The 16,176-nt window shown below is 74.6% G+C and carries 13 protein-coding genes and 2 pseudogenes; 9 read left to right on the top strand and 6 right to left on the bottom strand.

The genetic code is table 11. The annotated features are described in order from the left end of the window. The first annotated feature begins 16 nt into the window (after positions 1–16). Positions 17–823, top strand: coding sequence for a phosphotransferase family protein (locus tag DER29_RS19995; RefSeq protein WP_121398718.1), 807 nt, complete (start codon positions 17–19; stop codon positions 821–823). A gap of 53 nt (positions 824–876) precedes the next feature. On the opposite strand, the gene DER29_RS19990 is transcribed toward DER29_RS19995, so the two are convergent. Together DER29_RS19990 and DER29_RS19985 are read right to left on the bottom strand one after the other, a co-directional pair. Then, the gene (locus DER29_RS19990; RefSeq protein ID WP_121398717.1) at positions 877–1,524 is read right to left on the bottom strand and encodes a response regulator transcription factor; all 648 of its coding nucleotides are present in this window, start codon (positions 1,522–1,524) and stop codon (positions 877–879) included. Further along, entirely contained in the window at positions 1,488–3,413 is a 1,926-nt protein-coding gene (locus DER29_RS19985) for a sensor histidine kinase (RefSeq protein WP_121398716.1), read from the bottom strand. The genes DER29_RS19990 and DER29_RS19985 overlap by 37 nt, the downstream gene beginning before the upstream one ends. Positions 3,414–3,544: 131 nt before the next feature. Here DER29_RS19985 and DER29_RS34230 point away from each other — a divergent pair. Further along, positions 3,545–4,246, top strand: a pseudogene (locus tag DER29_RS34230) (ABC transporter ATP-binding protein); the annotation flags it as partial. Between the two features lie 29 nt (positions 4,247–4,275). Next, positions 4,276–5,019, top strand: coding sequence for an ABC transporter permease (locus DER29_RS34225; RefSeq protein WP_158619062.1), 744 nt, complete (start codon positions 4,276–4,278; stop codon positions 5,017–5,019). Positions 5,020–5,237: 218 nt separating this feature from the next. Here DER29_RS34225 and DER29_RS19975 read toward each other — a convergent pair whose 3' ends face one another. The 4 genes from DER29_RS19975 to DER29_RS19960 form a co-directional block, all read right to left on the bottom strand. After that, on the bottom strand, positions 5,238–5,927 hold the full coding sequence (locus DER29_RS19975) for an SGNH/GDSL hydrolase family protein (protein ID WP_121398715.1): 690 nt from the start codon (positions 5,925–5,927) through the stop codon (positions 5,238–5,240). Positions 5,928–6,022: 95 nt separating this feature from the next. Then, the gene (locus tag DER29_RS19970) at positions 6,023–6,418 is read right to left on the bottom strand and encodes an MmcQ/YjbR family DNA-binding protein (RefSeq protein WP_121398714.1); all 396 of its coding nucleotides are present in this window, start codon (positions 6,416–6,418) and stop codon (positions 6,023–6,025) included. A 9-nt stretch (positions 6,419–6,427) separates the two neighbouring features. Further along, positions 6,428–7,663 (bottom strand): MFS transporter, encoded by a 1,236-nt coding sequence (locus tag DER29_RS19965; RefSeq protein ID WP_121398713.1) that lies wholly within the window; start codon positions 7,661–7,663, stop codon positions 6,428–6,430. Beyond that, positions 7,660–9,255: a class I adenylate-forming enzyme family protein gene (locus tag DER29_RS19960; protein ID WP_121398712.1), complete on the bottom strand. Its 1,596-nt coding sequence runs from the start codon at positions 9,253–9,255 to the stop codon at positions 7,660–7,662. The genes DER29_RS19965 and DER29_RS19960 overlap by 4 nt, the downstream gene beginning before the upstream one ends. Positions 9,256–9,527: 272 nt before the next feature. On the opposite strand from DER29_RS19960, the gene DER29_RS19955 reads away from it, so the two are divergent. The 6 genes and pseudogenes from DER29_RS19955 to DER29_RS19930 all read left to right on the top strand — a co-directional run bounded on the left by DER29_RS19955 (position 9,528) and on the right by DER29_RS19930 (position 16,005). Further along, positions 9,528–10,829, top strand: a complete 1,302-nt coding sequence (locus DER29_RS19955) for an SGNH/GDSL hydrolase family protein (RefSeq protein ID WP_121398711.1) — start codon at positions 9,528–9,530, stop codon at positions 10,827–10,829. A gap of 47 nt (positions 10,830–10,876) precedes the next feature. After that, on the top strand, positions 10,877–12,115 hold the full coding sequence (locus tag DER29_RS19950; protein WP_121398710.1) for a cytochrome P450: 1,239 nt from the start codon (positions 10,877–10,879) through the stop codon (positions 12,113–12,115). Next, positions 12,112–13,029: pseudogene (locus tag DER29_RS19945) on the top strand (alpha/beta hydrolase); the annotation flags it as partial. The gene DER29_RS19950 and the pseudogene DER29_RS19945, both read left to right, overlap by 4 nt. Positions 13,030–13,220: 191 nt before the next feature. Then, positions 13,221–14,345: an alpha-hydroxy acid oxidase gene (locus DER29_RS19940; protein WP_121398708.1), complete on the top strand. Its 1,125-nt coding sequence runs from the start codon at positions 13,221–13,223 to the stop codon at positions 14,343–14,345. A 3-nt stretch (positions 14,346–14,348) separates the two neighbouring features. After that, on the top strand, positions 14,349–15,677 hold the full coding sequence (locus DER29_RS19935; protein ID WP_233599952.1) for a PLP-dependent aminotransferase family protein: 1,329 nt from the start codon (positions 14,349–14,351) through the stop codon (positions 15,675–15,677). Between the two features lie 67 nt (positions 15,678–15,744). Then, entirely contained in the window at positions 15,745–16,005 is a 261-nt protein-coding gene (locus DER29_RS19930) for a hypothetical protein (RefSeq protein WP_121398707.1), read from the top strand. The last annotated feature ends 171 nt before the right edge of the window (positions 16,006–16,176 follow it).

The following is a 16,176-nucleotide window of genomic DNA, read 5'->3' as shown; positions in this document are numbered from 1 at the left end:
CAGGCATGATCTTCGGGTGGGTGGGGCGCGGGTGGGGTCGGCGCGGGTGGCACCGGAACGCGACGACCCGTTCGGGCACGCCACCGGGGCGGGGCTGTTCGCCGCGGCGCACCGGGAGTTCACCGCCGCCGGGGTACGGGTGCCCCGGCTGCTGCTCGCCCCCACCGCGGGCCTGCTGCCCGGCGAGGTGGCGGTGGTGCAGGACGTCCGGGGCGGCACGCTGCAGGACCTGCGCCGGCGCGACCCGCGACGCGCCGGGGTGGTGCTGGCCCGGCTCGGCGACGCCGTCCGGAGCATGCACGCCCGCCGCCGCGACCGGTACGGCCGCCCGGGCCTCGACGGGCCGACGCCCGGGCGGCCGGTGGAGCGGATCGTGCTCGACCGGGCGCTGCGGGACCTGACCGAGGCCGCCGCCCGGGTCGAGCGGATCGCCGCCGTGCGGGACCGTCTCGCCGACGCCCTGGCCGAGCGGTGCGCCGCCGTGACACCCCGCTCCCGGTACGGCCTGATCCACGGCGAACTCGGCCCGGACCACGTGCTGGTCGACGAGCGGGACCGTCCGGTGCTCGTCGACATCGAGGGCGCGGTGTTCCTCGACGTGGAGTGGGAGCACGCCTTCCTCGAACTGCGCTTCGGCGACGCCTATGCGGCGCTGGCCGTCGACGGCCTCGACGGCAACCGGATGCGCCTCTGCCGGCTCGCGACGCACCTGTCCCTGGTGGCGGGCCCGCTGCGGCTGCTCGACGGCGACTTCCCGGACCGGGCCGGCATGCTCGCCATCGTCGAGCACAACATCACTCGGACGCTGGAGCAGCTCGCCTGAGGCCGTATTGCCGAGATCGGTGGCGGCGAGGCCGTGCGGTCGCGTATCCGGGATCAGGCGTTGTTGAGATACGCGAGGACGGCGAGGACGCGGCGGTTGTCGTCGGATGACGGAGGGAGACGCAGCTTGTCGAAGATGCTCGCGGTGTGTTTGCCCACGGCACTCTCGCTGAGGAACAGCCGCTGCGAGATGGCGGCGTTGGAACGCCCCTGGGCCATGAGTTCGAGGACCTCCCGCTCGCGCGGCGTGAGGCGCGCCAGGGGCGAGGCGGTGCCGCCGGCCGTCAGCAGCTTGGCGATCACCTCGGGATCCATCGCGGTGCCGCCCGACGCGACCCGGCGTACGGCGTCGATGAACTGGTCCGCGTTCAGGACCCGGTCCTTGAGCAGATAGCCGACGGCACCGGCCCCGTCGGCCAGTAGTTCCCGGGCGTAGAGCTGCTCGACGTGCTGGGACAGCACCAGCACCGGCAGGCCGGGGATGTCACGCCGGGCGGCCAGTGCCGCCTGGAGGCCCTCGTCGGTGAAGGTCGGCGGCAGCCGTACGTCGACGATGGCGACGTCGGGTCGGTGCCGGGCCAGGGCGGCGCGCAGTGCCGGCCCGTCGCCGACGGCCGCGGCGAGGGTGAAGCCGTGGCTTTCGAGGAGCAGGACCAGCCCATCCCTCAGGATGTGGAGGTCCTCGGCGAGGACGACGCGCACGGGATCTCCATGGTGACGACGGTGGGTCCGCCGGGCGGACTGTGCAGGGTCAGGGTCCCGTCGAATGTAGCGAGCCGCCGTTGGATGCCGCGCAGCCCGGTTCCCCTGGCCGGGTCGGCCCCGCCGGGGCCGTCGTCGGTCACCACCATCCGGAGCGTCCCGTCGCGGTGGGACAGCGAGACCGAGATGCGGGGCGCGCAGCGGGCCGCGTTGGTGAGGGCCTCGCAGGTGACGAAGTAGGCGGCGGACTCGACCGGTGCGTCGAACCGGCCGGGCAGGTCGACGTCCACGTCCACCGGCAGCGGGGTGTCGAGCGCGAGCGCCCGGATCGCGTCGCCGAGTCCGCGTTCGGCGAGCACCGGCGGGTGGATGCCGCGTACCAGGTCGCGCAGCTCGGCCAGCGCGGCGGCGGACGTCTCCTGCGCCTGTTCCAGCTGCCGCCGCGCGCGCACCTGGTCGGTCTCCATGAGCCGTGCGACGGCGGCCAGGCCGAGCCCGACGGCGATGAGCCGGGCCTGGGCGCCGTCGTGCAGGTCGCGTTCGATGCGGCGCAGTTCGGCCGCCTGCACGTCGACGGCGTCGGCCCGGGTGGTGGCGAGGTGCGCGACCCGCGAGGCGAGCACGGTGGCCGCCGTGGGGGTGAGCAGGAGCCGGTCCCACGACAGCCGCAGCCTCATCAGTGGGCTGGCCAGGCCGAGCCCGAGCAGCGTCATGACCAGCCCGCCGGGCATGCTCGCCCAGTCCGGAAACCACGGCGCGACGAGGCCGACGTGCTCGATGCCGAACCACAGGTAGAACGGGGTGGCCCAGTAGCCGGTGAGCAGGCCGATCGGCACCGCCCAGCCCACCCATGTCAAAGGCTGACAGAACAGGCCGTAGAACCCGAAGGCGACCAGGACCGCCGGGACGAACGAGAGCGGGGCCAGGACGACCGAGCCCAGTGACCACAGCTGGTCCCGCCAGGTGGCCGGGTCGCCGAACAACCACCCCGGCCGCTGACCCTGGACGGCCGCCGGGAGGTCGGTGTACAGGACCCGCCCGACCCGGTAGTTGCCGTCCTCGGCGGGGCTGGGCGACGGCGGGTACGGCCGGTACGGTGCGGGCAGGTCGGTGCCCGTCCACCGGCCGACGTGGCGCCGGTAGAGCTGCACAAGTGACCGCGTGACCGGCAGGGTGTAGGGCAGCAGCCCGCCCCACGAGACGGCTGCGGCGAGCAGGTTGAGCAGCAGGCCGCCGAACGCGGCGAGGGAGAGCCCGGCCAGGCCGGCCCCCCGCCAGGTCGCGGCCGACGTCCGGGTGACCCACCGGCCGACCGCCGTCTGCGGCGGCTTCCCAGGCCCCAGCAGCACGCCGGCCCACAGCCCGTACGCCCGCAGCGCACCCGGCGCGAGCAGGAACGCGGCCACGACGGCCCCGACAGCCACCGGCACCGACCACGCGGGATCCCAGGGAGGAGAGGCGAGCACGTACACGCCGGCCGCGATCAGCGCGGGCGGCACCAGGAGCGGGAGCCCGCCGGTGACCGGGGTGAGGATCAGCCACAGCCATTCCCGGCTGAGCGTCGGGTCCTTCGCGTGCTGGTCCAGCTTGAGCAGGAACGCCGGCAGCCGTGGCGATCTGAACAACGTGCCCTCGTGGGCGTACCAGCCGTCCTCGCGCCGGTGCGGTGCGCGTGGCGGCGACCGGACGGGGTCGGGGAGGTCGGCCCCGGCCCAGGCGCGGGCGAGCCGGCGCGCCAGCGCGGTCAGCCGGAACTGGCCGGAGACGGCGAGCGGGTAGATGACCACCAGGGTGGCGCCGACCACGAGGAGGTGTCCGTAGGCGAACCCGGCCACGCCCAGCACGACCAGGGCGACGCAGCGTGGCACGGCGAGCGCGAAGCGGGTCATGGGTCGAGTCTTCGTCGCACCGACCGCCGCCGCACTGGGGAAGGGTACCGGCCGGGGGTGGGGCTGGATACACCTCTACCAGGCAGTTGAGCCCATTCTCCCGGGCCTGCGAGATTCCTACCGTCGTCGGCATGCCAGTCATCGAGGTGACGAACCTACGCAAGCAGTACGGCGACCAGATCGCCGTCGCCGACGTGTCGTTGAGCGTGGACGAGGGCGAGATCTTCGGGCTCGTCGGCCCGAACGGCGCCGGCAAGACCACCACCGTGGAGTGCATCGAGGGGCTCCGGGCCCCGGACTCCGGATCGGTACGGGTGCTGGGGCTGGACCCGCGCCGGGACCGCGCGGCGGTGCGTCGGAAGCTGGGCATCCAACTCCAGGAGAGCCAACTGCCGGATCGGATCAAGGTGTGGGAGGCGCTCGACCTGTACAGCTCGTTCTATCCGCATCCGGCCGACTGGCGGGCGCTGATGGACGAGCTGGGCCTGGCCGCCAAACGGAACACGGTGTTCGCGAAGCTCTCCGGCGGTCAGAAGCAGCGGCTGTCGATCGCGCTCGCGCTGGTCGGCAACCCGTCGGTGGCGATCCTGGACGAGCTGACCACGGGGCTGGACCCGCAGGCGCGGCGGGACACGTGGGAGTTGGTCCGGCAGGTCCGGGACCGGGGCGTCACGGTCGTGCTGGTGACCCACTTCATGGACGAGGCGGAGCGGCTGTGCGACCGGTTGGCGGTCGTCGCGGCCGGCCGGGTCGTCGCCGTCGACACTCCCCGCAACCTGATCGCCGGTGCCCAGGTGTCCGGCGTCGAACGACCCACCCTCGAGGACGCGATCCTCGCCCTCACCTCTGCCAGGAGCAACTGATGAGCGCCCTTGCCAAGATCGTCCGCGTCGAGGCGAAGCTGTTTCTCCGGGATCCGGTCGGTACGTTCTTCGCCATCGCGTTCCCGGCCCTGCTGATCCTGGTGCTCGGCCTGGCCATGCCGGGGATCCGGGAGCCGGCGGACGAGCTGGACGGCCGCCTTCCCCTGGAGGTCTACCTGCCCATCACCATGACGCTGGCCATCGCGACGGTGACGATGGTGACGCTGGTGGCCGTGGTGGCCAGCTACCGCGAGCGGGGCGTCCTGCGCCGGCTGGCGACCACCCCGGTCTCGCCAACGGCGTTGCTCGTCGCGCAGGTGGCCGTGAACGTCGGCGCACTGCTGCTCGCCTGCGGCCTGGCCTGGCTGGTGGCGGCGACCGTCTTCGACGTCCCGCCGCCCGGCAACGCGGTCGGCCTCGTGCTGGCGTTCACGCTCGGGGCGAGCGCGATGTGCGCCGTCGCGCTGCTCGTGGCGGCGGTCACGCCGAGCGCCCGGGCCTCGTCGGGGGTGGGCCAGCTGATCTACTTCCCGATGATGTTCTTCGCCGGGGTGTGGACGCCGGGGCCGCAGATGCCGGACCTGGTGCGGAAGATCGCCGACTTCACCCCGCTGGGGGCCGCGTCCCTGGCCGTGCAGGACGCCTGGGCGGGCTCGTGGCCCACGCTGCTGCACCTGGCCGTGATGGTGGCCTTCACCGCCGTGCTGGGCGGGTTCGCGGCCCGCTACTTCCGCTGGGAGTGAGCCGCGACCGGATGCCATGACGGGGGAGGGGCGGGCGGGGGACTGTCCGCCCCTCATGGTGCCCGTGTGGTGGACCCGTACGTCGGGCGTAGGCACGGTCAGCGGGTCAGGCCGAAAAGGGTGGCCAGGTGCGCCACGCCGGCCGGCACCGGACCGCCGCGCGTCAACTCGGCGATCACCGTACGCCCGACAGGTCGGCACCGGACCTCGGCCGATCCTTACCCCAGTCGGGTGCTCGAAAGGTGGGCGCCGAGGCGGCGGACGGTCTCGGCGGCGGCGATGGCGTCGCTGCGGGCGCTGCCGTGCCGGCCGTCGCTGCTGTACATCGACGCGTCGGCGGTGAGCGGATGGTCGGTGAGGCGCACGTGCAGGGTGCCGAGCCGTTCCGCGAGGGCCCCGGTGTGCGCCGAGAGCCGCCGCATCCGCTCGCCGAGGCCGGCCCGGTGCCGCTCGGGCACGGCCGGGCTGAGCGACACGTCGAACATGCCGACGGTGATCACGTCCGCGCCGGCGGCCTGTAGCGCCTCGATGATCGCGGTCAGCTCCGCGTCGACCGCGTCCGCGTCGTACCCCCGCCCGAAGGCGTCGTTGCCGCCGCAGACCACCAGCGCCAGGTCGGGGCGGAACGCCAGCGCCGGGGCGAGCTGGGCGGCGCGCACCTCGTGCGCCCGCAACCCTCGCAGGCCCAGATTGAGGTACGCCAGCTCGGGCCGGACGGCCCGCAGCTCGGCGGCGATCCGGTCGGCCCACTGCACGTCGGGATAGCCGTCGGTGGCCTCGCAGAGCCCTTCGGCCACGCTGTCGCCCAGCACCGCGAAGCGCCGCCACGGGTGGTCGCGCAGCAGCGCCGCGCTCTCCCCGCCGCGCAGGCACCACGGATCCGTCGATTCGGTCAACTTCGATGGCATGCCGGCACGCTAGCCCACGCCCGACGTGCGGAACAGGGTCCGTCGCCCGACCCCGGGTGAGCCGTGACGGCAGCGGGAACGGTGCGTTGGTCGGGTTACGCCTGCCGCTTGGCCCGGTAGGCCGCCGCGAGCCGCTTCGGCGCCCGGTCCTGCCAAGCCTCGACGATCAGCTCGGCCAGCTCGTCGGGGTCGATCCGGTCGAGCCGGACGAGGACCGCCGGGTAGCCGTCGAAGTGCGGGGTGGTGAAGTAGACGGCCGGGTCGTCGGCGAGCAGCGCCTCCTTCGCCCCCAGGTCCGGCACCCGTACGCCGAGGACCGGACCGTCGGGCGCCGCCACCCCCAGGGCGTCGAGGTCGGCGCGGCGCAGCGGTCGCTCCCAGACGAACGCCTTGTCGCGGACCTTCCACGCCGGCGCCCCCTGGTAGGACGGGTGCTCGCCCGTCTCCGGCAGACCCAGCGCGATCCGGCGTACGTCCTCCCACGTGGCCATGTCCCGACCCTACGCCCGACCCACGACACCCGGCGCCCGCCCGGCCGGCGCGGCGGTGGGCCGTGGACGCAGTCCGGGCAGGAGCGGCAGCAGGGTGACGACGAGGCAGAACGCCGCCATGACCAGCAGGGCGGGTACGAGGCCGAGCGCGGTGGCCGACCAGCCGCCCAGCAGCGCGCCCAGCGGCAGGCCCGCGAACGCCAGCGACCCGGCCAGCCCGATCACCCGGGTCTGCAGGGCGGCCGGCACCCGCTCGTAGATCGCCACCCCGAGCAGCGGGTTGACCGCCGCGATGCCGATGCCGGAGGCGAACGTCACCGTCAGCACCACCGCCAGTTCCTCGCTCAGCGCCAGGACCAGCAGCCGTGGGGCGCCACCGACCGCCGCCCCGACCACGAAGGTCAGGTACCGGGGCAGCCGGGGGCCGAACGCCGTGAACAGCAGGTTGCCCAGCAGCGCGCCGGCCGAGAAGGCCCCGAGCACCAGGCCCAGCCCGGCGGGGCCGCGCAGCACGTCGGCCACCCAGAGCGGGATGTAGACGGCGACGCTCGCGTTGACCACCATGTTCAGCGCCGAGATCACCAGCAGCATGGTCAGCAGCATCCGGTCGCGGCCCAGGTGACGGAACCCGCCCGCGAGCGCGCGCAGGTATCGCTCCGGCGCCGCCGGTTCCGACGCCTCGGCCGGCGGGCGGACCAGCAGGCCGACCAGCAGGGCGCAGGCGGCGAAACTGGCGGCGTCGAGGAGGAGCGCCTGCGTCACCCCGAACCACCAGACGAGCAGCCCGCCCAGCCCCGCGCCGAGCAGGGTGACCAGCCGGCCCAACCCGTCGTAGACGGAGGTCAGCCGGATCAGCCGGACCCCGGCGGCCTCGGCGGCCGGGCGGAACATCACGTGCTTGACCCGGTCGCCGACGCCCCGCAGCGCGCCCACCAGGGCGACCAGGGCGAGCAGCGCGCCGAACCCGAGCCACGGGGTGAGGGCCACCGCCACCATCAGCGCGGCGCTGCCGGCGTCGGCCAGGATGGAGCTGCGGCGCAGCCCGATCCGGTCCGCCCAGGGCGTGCCCAGGGCGCTGGAGAGCAGGTAGGGCAGCGTCTCGGCGGCGACCACCGCGCCCATCTTCGCCGGGCTGCCGGTGGTCTCCAGCACCAGCCAGGGGATGGCCACCACCGAGATGCGGCTGCCCAGGTTGGAGATCAGGTCGGCGGCGACCAGGACGGTCAGTTCCCGCCGGGGGGTCACGCCAGGCTGCCGATCGACGCCTCCGGGTGCTCGACCGACGACGGGTGGTCCGCCGCGTACCGGGCCCGCAGCGCGCGCTTGTCCACCTTGGCCGAGCGGTTGAGCGGCAGCCGGTCGACGAACTCCACCCCGCCCGGCGCCCAGGTGTCGCTGAGCTCGGCGGTCACCAGGTCGATCAGCTCCCCGGCGGTCACCGTCGCGTCGGGCGCCGGCACCACGTAGGCGTACGGCAGCTCGCCCGCCGCCTCGTCCGGCACGCCGATCACCGCCGCCGCCCGTACCTGCGGGTGCCCCGCCAGGACGTCCTCGATCGGGCGGCAGTGGATCGGCCAGCTGCGCCGCCGGGTGAGGATCCGGTCCTGCAACCGGTCGACGAGGTAGAGGTAGCCGTCGGCGTCGAGGTGCCCGACGTCGCGGGTGCGGACCCAGCCGTCGACCAGCGTCTCGGCGGTCAGCTCGGGCTGGCCGTGGTAGCCGGCGAAGCGCAGGTCGGTGTGCACCCACACCTCGCCGTCGGCGCCGGGCGGCAGCACCGTGCCGTCCTCGGCGCGGACCTCGACGCGTACGTCGCCGTAGGGTCGCCCGCAGGAGCGCAGCCGCTGCGGGTACGCCGGGTCGTCGGTCAACCCCGGCAGGGCGGTGACCACGACGGCCTCGCTGAGGCCGTACACGATGCGCAGCACCGGCCCGAAGCGGGCGATGGCCTGGCGCAGGCGGGCGGGCGCGGCGGGCCCGGCGCCCACGTTGAACATGAACATGGCGGAGAAGTCCGCGCCCTCCAGCGCCGGATGGTCGAGCACCTCGTAGAGCATCGGCGGCGTGACGAAGGTCGAGTTGATCCGCTCCCGGTCGACGGTGGCGATGAACCGCGCCGCATCCCAGCCGTCGCGGGGGAACAGCACCCCGCCGGTGAAGAGGTTGAACAGCGTGGTGATCTGGCCGCTGGCCAGCCACATCGGCGAGTGCGACAGGTGTCGCAGCGGCGGATGGCCGGCGGCGCGGAAGTCGGCGGCCAGGGCGAGGATCTGCGCGTAGAAGCTCTCCCGGTGGTGCACCAGCTTCGGGGTGCCGGTGGTGCCGCTGGTCTGCAGGAAGGACTCCGGCGCCGGCACCTCGGCCGGCAGCTCGACCGCCCCGGCGCGCGCGGCCGCGGCGAGGAGGTCCGGGCCCGCGCCACCCGGGCCGAGGCAGAGCACGGGTACGCCGGACAGCCCGGCGGCCAGCTCCGGGCCGAGGCCGGTCGGGTCCCGGGCGTCGTAGACGAACGCGTCGGGACGGGCCAGCCGGACGAACTCGTCGACCTCCCGGCGGGAGGTGACCGGGGCGACCCACATCGTCCGACAGCCCAGCAGGTGCAGGGCGAGCTGCGCCAGCGGCCCCTCCACCGGGTTGCCGAGCGCGAGCAGCACCGCCTGCCCCGGCCGTACGCCGTGCCCGAGCAGGGTCGCGGCCAGCCCGCGCACCTGCGCGGCGACCTCGGCGTAGCTGAGCCGGTGTCCGTTTCCGACCAGCGCCTCCCGGTCGCCGAAGCCCGCGAACAGCTCCAGCGCCCGGTGCACGTAGCCGGCCCGTCGCTCCGGTCGGTCGGTCATCCGACAGCCCCCTCGCCGCAGAAGTGTGGCCGTGTGCCGGGCAGCCCGGGACGGCGCGGCGGTCGGGCGACCGCACCGCCGCCGTCCGTGAGCGTAGGTACCACCAGCTGTCACCGGACAGGGCCTGAACGGCGCTCCGGCCAGACCGGAGGACATTTGATCGCGTCGATCAGGTTGATTGACGGTCGTGAAACGGGACGGCTAGGTTTCTGGACCATCGTCCAGGCGGTGCCGTCAGCGGACGGCCCTGGGCTGCCAACGATGGAGGTTCAATGTCGACTCCGAAGAGATGGCATGTCGTCGCGTCCGCCGCCGCCCTGCTCGTCGCCGGCACCCCGGCGATGGTGGCCAGCGCCGGCCCGTCGGACACCGAGGCGTCCCACCAACGCACGGTCTGGGCGGGCAGCTGGGCCGCCGCGGTCACCAGGGGAAACGCGACCGGCCTGACCAACAACGGCCTCAACGACCAGAGCGTACGGATGGTCGTGCACACCACCGTCGGCGGAGAGCGGTTCCGGGTCCGGCTGAGCAACTCGTACGGCGAGCAGGCCGTGCGGGTCGGCCGCGCCACCGTCGCGAAGCCGAACACCGCGACCCCCGACGACCTGTCCGACATCGACACCTCGACCCTGCGGACGCTGACCTTCGGCGGCGCGACCTCGGCCACCATGAACCGCGGCGCCGAGCTGGTCAGCGATCCCGTCGCGCTGCCCGTCGGCGACCAGCAGGACCTGGTGCTGACGGTGCACTTCCCGACCCCGACCGGGCCGGTGACCTTCCACGGCCAGTCCCGGCAGACCAACTTCATCGGCGCCACCGACCTGACCTCCGCCGCCGGCGGGGCCGGGTTCACGATCCGGCCGAACTGCTGCTGGTTCTTCCTGTCGGGCATCGACGTGCAGCGCCGGCACAGCCCCGGCTCGGTGGTGGTCTTCGGCGACTCCATCGCCGACGGCAACGGCAGCACCGTCAACGCCAACAGGCGCTGGCCCGATCTGCTCGCCGACCGGCTCATCGACGCCCGCCCGGACGTACGCACCCCGGGCGTGCTCAACCTCAGCCTCGCCGGCAACCGGCTCAACCACGAGGGCCCGGAGCCCGGGGCGGGCGGCTTCCCCGGCTACCACGAGCTCGGCCCCAACGCCCTGGCCCGGCTCGACGAGGACGTCTTCGCGCAGACCGACGCCCGGACCGTGATCACCCACCTCGGCATCAACGACGTCTGGATGTCGGGCGACTCCGCCGAGCAGATCATCGCCTCACTGCGGCAGATCAACCAGCAGGTGAAGGCGCGCGGCCTGCGCAGCCTCGTATCGACGCTCACCCCGTACGAGGGGCACGGCAACCCGGGGGTGTGGACGCCCGAGAAGGAGGCCACCCGGCAGGCGGTGAACACGTGGCTGCGCGGCAGCGACGAGTTCGACGGGCTGCTCGACTTCGACCGGGTGCTGCGCGATCCGGCGCAGCCGAGCCGGCTGCTGCCCGCATACGACTCGGGCGACCACATCCACCCGAACGACGCCGGCAACCAGGCGCTGGCGAACGCCGTACCGCTGCGACTGCTCGGCCTGTGACACCGGCGCGGGCGGCGGGCGACCCCCCGCCGCCCGCGGCGCCGTCGATGGGGGACCGGAGGACCGTGGACGTCACCCAGCTGCTGACCCGTCTCTACAGTGACGAGGGCCGGCAGGACCCGTACCCCTGCTACGCCGCCCTGCACCGCCTGGGGCCCGTCAGCCCGGTGCCGGCGCGCGCCGAGCACCGCTCGGTCGCCGCCGTCGCCGTCGGCTACGACCTGGTCAGTCAGGTCCTGCGCGACCCGCGGTGGTACAAGCAGGCCCCGCCGGGCTGGCGAGAGCACGAGGTGCTGCGCACCCTCCAGACCTCGATGATGTTCGTCAACCCGCCGGAGCACACCCGGATGCGGGCGGTGTTCGCGAGGACCTTCACGCCGCGCCGGCTGGGCGCGCTGGAGCCGGCCGTGCACCGGGTCGTCGACGGGCTGCTGGACCGGATGGCCGACGCCGGGGACGCCGGCCTCGACTTCGTCGCGGAGTTCGCGTACCCGCTGCCGGCCCTGGTGATGGCGGAGTTCATCGGCATCCCCGCCGGGGAGCTGGACTTCTACCGGCAGCGGGTGGAGCGCATCGACGAGTTCCTGGACGTGGCGGGCACGACCCCGCAGCGCCTCGCCGCCGCCAACACCGCCGCCGCCGAGCTGCGGGACTTCTACGCGGAACTGATCGCCCACCGGCATCGCCGGCCCGGCGCCGACCTGGTCAGCGCGCTGGTGGAGGCGGTCGACTCCGGCGACGTGGAGCTGACCGCCGACGAGCTGGTCAGCAACCTGATCGTGCTGTTCAACGCGGCCTTCGTCACCACCGTCTACATGTTCTCCAACGGGCTGCCGCTGCTGCTGGCCCACCCCGAGGTGGCCGCCGCGTTGCCCGGCGACGACGCGCTGACCCGGGGCGCCGTCGAGGAGATCCTGCGGCTGGAGGCACCCGTGCACTTCCTGGCCCGGGCCGCGCCCCACGACACCGAGGTCGGCGGGGTGCCGGTCGGGCAGGACCGCAACGTGCTGCTGATCCTCGCCGCCGCCAACCGCGACCCGGCCCGCTTTCCCGACCCGGACCGTTTCGACCCGCGCCGGAGCGGCCCGCCGTCGCTGGCGTTCGGTGCCGGCCCGCACTTCTGCCTCGGCGCCGCGGTGTCCCGGCTGGAGGGTCGGCTCGCGCTGCCCCGGCTGCTGGCCCGCTTCCCCGGGCTCGCCGTCGCCGAGGCGCCGACGTACAGCGGCAGCCTCTTCCTGCGCGGCGTCGACAAGCTGACGGTGCATCCCCGAGGAGGTCCCGCGTGAGCGTCCATCCGCAGGTGGCGGCGTACCGGGCCGCCCGCGAGGCGGCCGGCACCCCGCCGCTGTACACCCAGAGCCTGGCCGAGGCCCGCGCCGCCGACCTCGCCGCGATCCGCGCCGGCGGCGGCGCGGTCGAGCCGGTGCACGAGGTACGCGACACGCACGTGCCCGGCCCGGCCGGCGACCTGCCGGTGCGGATCCACCGGCCGGCGGGGGAGGGGCGGCTGCCCACCCTGGTCTACTTTTTCGGCGGCGGCTGGACGCTGGGCAGCGTCGACACCGCCGACGGCATCTGCCGGCGCCTCGCCAACGCGGTGCCCTGCCAGGTGGTCACCGTCGGCTACCGACTCGCCCCGGAGCATCCCTTCCCCGCCGCCGTGCACGACTGCCACGCGGCCACCCGGTGGCTCGCCACGCACCCGGAGAAGTTCGGCGTCGATCCGCGGCGCGTGGCGGTCGGCGGGGACAGCGCCGGCGGCAACCTCGCCGCCGCCGTCACCCTGCTGGCCCGCGAGCGCGGCGGGCCCCGCCTCGCCGCCCAGCTGCTGGTGTACCCGAACACCGACCAGAGCGCCGAACCCGACGGCGACGGCGAGGACCCGCTGCTGTTCAACCGCCGCTCGGTCGCCTGGTACCGGCGCCACTACCTCGGCGACTCCGCCGACGCGCGGCACCCGCTGGCGTCGCCGCTGCTCGCTGCGGACCTGACCGGCCTGCCGCCGGCGCTGGTGATCACCGCCGAGCACGACCCGCTGCGCGCCGAGGGGGAGCGGTACGCGCACCGGCTGCGCGACGCCGGGGTGCCCACCACCCTCACCCGGTACGCCGGCATGATCCACGGCTTCTTCGCCATGCCGGCGGTGTTCGACGACGGCCGGCGCGCCCAGGACGAGGCCGCCGCGTTCCTGCGCGCACGGCTCGGCGCGGCGGGTGGCGGCGCGGCGGGTGGCGGAGCCCCCGGCCTGGCGGCAGGCGGCGAGGCGCGCAGCGAACCGGCCGGCAGCGGAGCGACCGCCGGGGCGACTGCCGCTGGCGCGACGGACGGCGCATCGGCCGGCAGTGCGGCGACCGCCAGTGGGGGCGGCGCCGGTGGGAAGGGAGACCGGTGATGGTGGAGGGCGTGCTGCCGAAGTCGGACCTGCCGGTGGCGCAGCCGTCGCCGGCCAGCCTGGCCGACTTCGCGGGGCTGGCCCGGGCGGTGCTGCCGCCCGACGTGTGGGACTACGTCGACGGTGGCAGCGGCGCCGAGACGACGCTGGCCGCGAACCGCCGCGCGCTGGACCGGGTGGCCGTGCTGCCCCGGGTGCTGCGCGGCGTGCACACCCCGCGCACCGAGGCGCGGCTGCTCGGCGCGTCGTACGCCATGCCGGTGGCCGTGGCGCCGATGGCGTACCAGCGGCTGGTGCACCCCGACGGGGAGCTGGCGCTGGCCGCCGCCGCCGGCGCGGCCGGCGTGCCGTACGTGGCGAGCACCCTGGGCAGCGTGCCGATCGAGCAGATCGCGGAGACCGGCGCGACGGTCTGGTTCCAGCTCTACTGGCTGCGCGACCGGGGCCTGGTCGCCGACCTGCTGGACCGGGCGCACGCGGCGGGCTGCACCGCGCTCACGGTCACCGTGGACGTGCCGATCCTCGGCCCGCGGCGGCGCGACGTGCGCAACGCGTTCGCCATCCCGCCACACGTCGTGGCGGCCAACCTGCCGGCCGGCCGGGACGACCTCGCGCACACCGCCACCCCGGGGGTCTCCGCCATCGCCGCCCACACCGGCGAGGTCTTCGCGCCCGCGCTGACCTGGGCCGACCTGGAGTGGCTGCGCGGCCGTACCGCCCTGCCGCTGGTGGTGAAGGGCGTGCTGGACCCGCGCGACGCGGAGCTGGCGGTGGCCGCCGGCGCGGACGCCGTGGTGGTCTCCAACCACGGCGGCCGGCAGCTCGACGGGGCGCCGGCCACCGCGACCATGCTGCCGGAGGTGGTGGCGGCGGTGGCCGACCGGTGCGAGGTGCTGCTGGACAGCGGCGTGCGCGACGGCGTCGACGTGCTGCGCGCGCTCGCCCTCGGCGCACGGGGGGTGCTGGTCGGCCGGCCGATGCTGTGGGCGCTCGCCGCCGGCGGCGAGGCCGGGGCCCGGACGGCGCTCGAGCTGCTGGCCGGCGAGTTCCGCGACGCCTTGGCGCTGGCCGGCTGCGCCGACCCGCAGGCCGCCCGCGAGCTGCGCGTGCTGACGGAGGGCTGAGCGGTGGCCGACCCGGTGGACCTGCACGTCGCCGACCTGCACCCGGCGGTCGACGACCCGGCGCTGAACTCGATGAACTTCCTCAACGAGGTGGCGCAGCACTACCCCGACGCGGTGTCGCTGGCGGCCGGACGGCCGTACGAGGAGTTCTTCGACGTCGCGGCGCTGCACCGGCACCTGGAGAGGTTCCGCCGGCACCTGGCCGACGACCTCGGGCAGAGCCCCGCGCAGGTGCAGCGGACGCTGTTGCAGTACGGCCGCACCAAGGGCATCGTGCACCACCTCGTCGCCCGCAACCTCGCCGTCGACGAGGGGATGACGGTCGACCCGGAGGCGATCGTGGTGACCGTCGGCTGCCAGGAGGCGATGTTCCTGGTGCTGCGGGCGCTGCGGGCCGATCCGCGCGACGTGCTGCTCGCCGTCGCCCCGACGTACGTCGGGCTGACCGGCGCCGCCCGGCTGTTGGACCTGCCGGTGCGGCCGGTGCGGGGCGGCCCGGCCGGAATCGACCTGGCCGACCTGCGCGAGCAGGTGCGCCTCGCCCGGGCGGCGGGGCTGCGCCCACGCGCCTGCTACGTGATGCCGGACTTCGCCAACCCGTCCGGGACCAGCATCGGCCCCGCCGACCGGCGGCGGCTGCTCGACCTGGCCGCCGAGGAGGACCTGCTGCTGCTGGAGGACAACCCGTACGGTCTCTTTCCCGCCTCGGACGCCGGTCGGACGCCGACGCTCAAGGCGCTGGACACCGCGCGGCGGGTGGTCTACCTGGGCTCGTTCGCCAAGACGGTGCTGCCCGGCGCGCGCGTGGGCTATGTGGTCGCCGACCAGCGCGTCGCCGGCGCCGACGGCACGGTGGGGCTGCTCGCCGACCAGCTCGCCAAGATCAAGAGCATGGTCACGGTGAACACTTCGGCCATCGCCCAGGCGGTGGTCGGCGGGGCGCTGCTGGAGCACGGGTGCAGCCTCGCGGCGGCCACCGTCCGGGAGCGGGCCGCGTACGGTCGCAACCTGCGCCACCTGGTCGACGGCCTGGCCCGGCGCTTCCCGGTGGGCACCTCGCCGGTGCGCTGGAACGTCCCGGCCGGCGGGTTCTTCGTCGTGGTCACCGTGCCGTTCGGTGTCGACGACGCCCTGCTGCACCGCTCCGCCCGCGAGTACGGGCTGCTCTGGACGCCGATGGCGCACTTCTACGACGACGGCGCCCCGGTCGACGCGCTGCGGCTGTCGGTCAGCGCCGTCACCCCGGACCAGATCGATCTCGGGCTGGACCGGCTGGCCGCGCTGGTCGCCGACGAGACGGCCCGCCGGGCGGCGACGGTCGAGGTGGGATGACACACCGCGTTCACCGCACGGCAAAGCGCGACTGCCCGTGTTTCGCCGTCCTGGATGGACACTCATAATGGACGCCATGGTCGCCTGGGAGTACGCGTTGCTGGTCCGCCGTTATCAGGGGCAGGGCCGCAACTTCCATGTCAGCTTCATCTGGTACGGCCCGGACGGGTCGCGCCGGGACATCACCGCGTACGGCGACACCGCGATCGCGCACCTCAACCGGGCCGGCCGGGAGGGCTGGGAACTGGTCTCCGCGGCCGAGGACGTGAACAACGTCCAGGGCAGCACCGAGGTGCACCGCTACCACCTGAAGCGGCCCGTCGCCTGAGGCCTCGGCCGTTCCCCTCCTCCCCGCCGCCCCGGATGCGCCCAGGTCCGGCCCGGGTCCGGCCGCCCCGGCGCCGGTTCGGAGCACACCGCGATCCGTCGGCGGCGTGCCGGGCGCGCGGCGATTGTTGCTAGCGTCTTCTCCCGCCGTCGCCGGCCGGTCGCCCGCCCG

The organism is Micromonospora sp. M71_S20 (genome assembly GCF_003664255.1).
Taxonomy (GTDB): domain Bacteria; phylum Actinomycetota; class Actinomycetes; order Mycobacteriales; family Micromonosporaceae; genus Micromonospora.
Note: the sequence above shows the minus strand (reverse complement) of the source record. Positions and strands in the feature narration are given on the sequence as shown.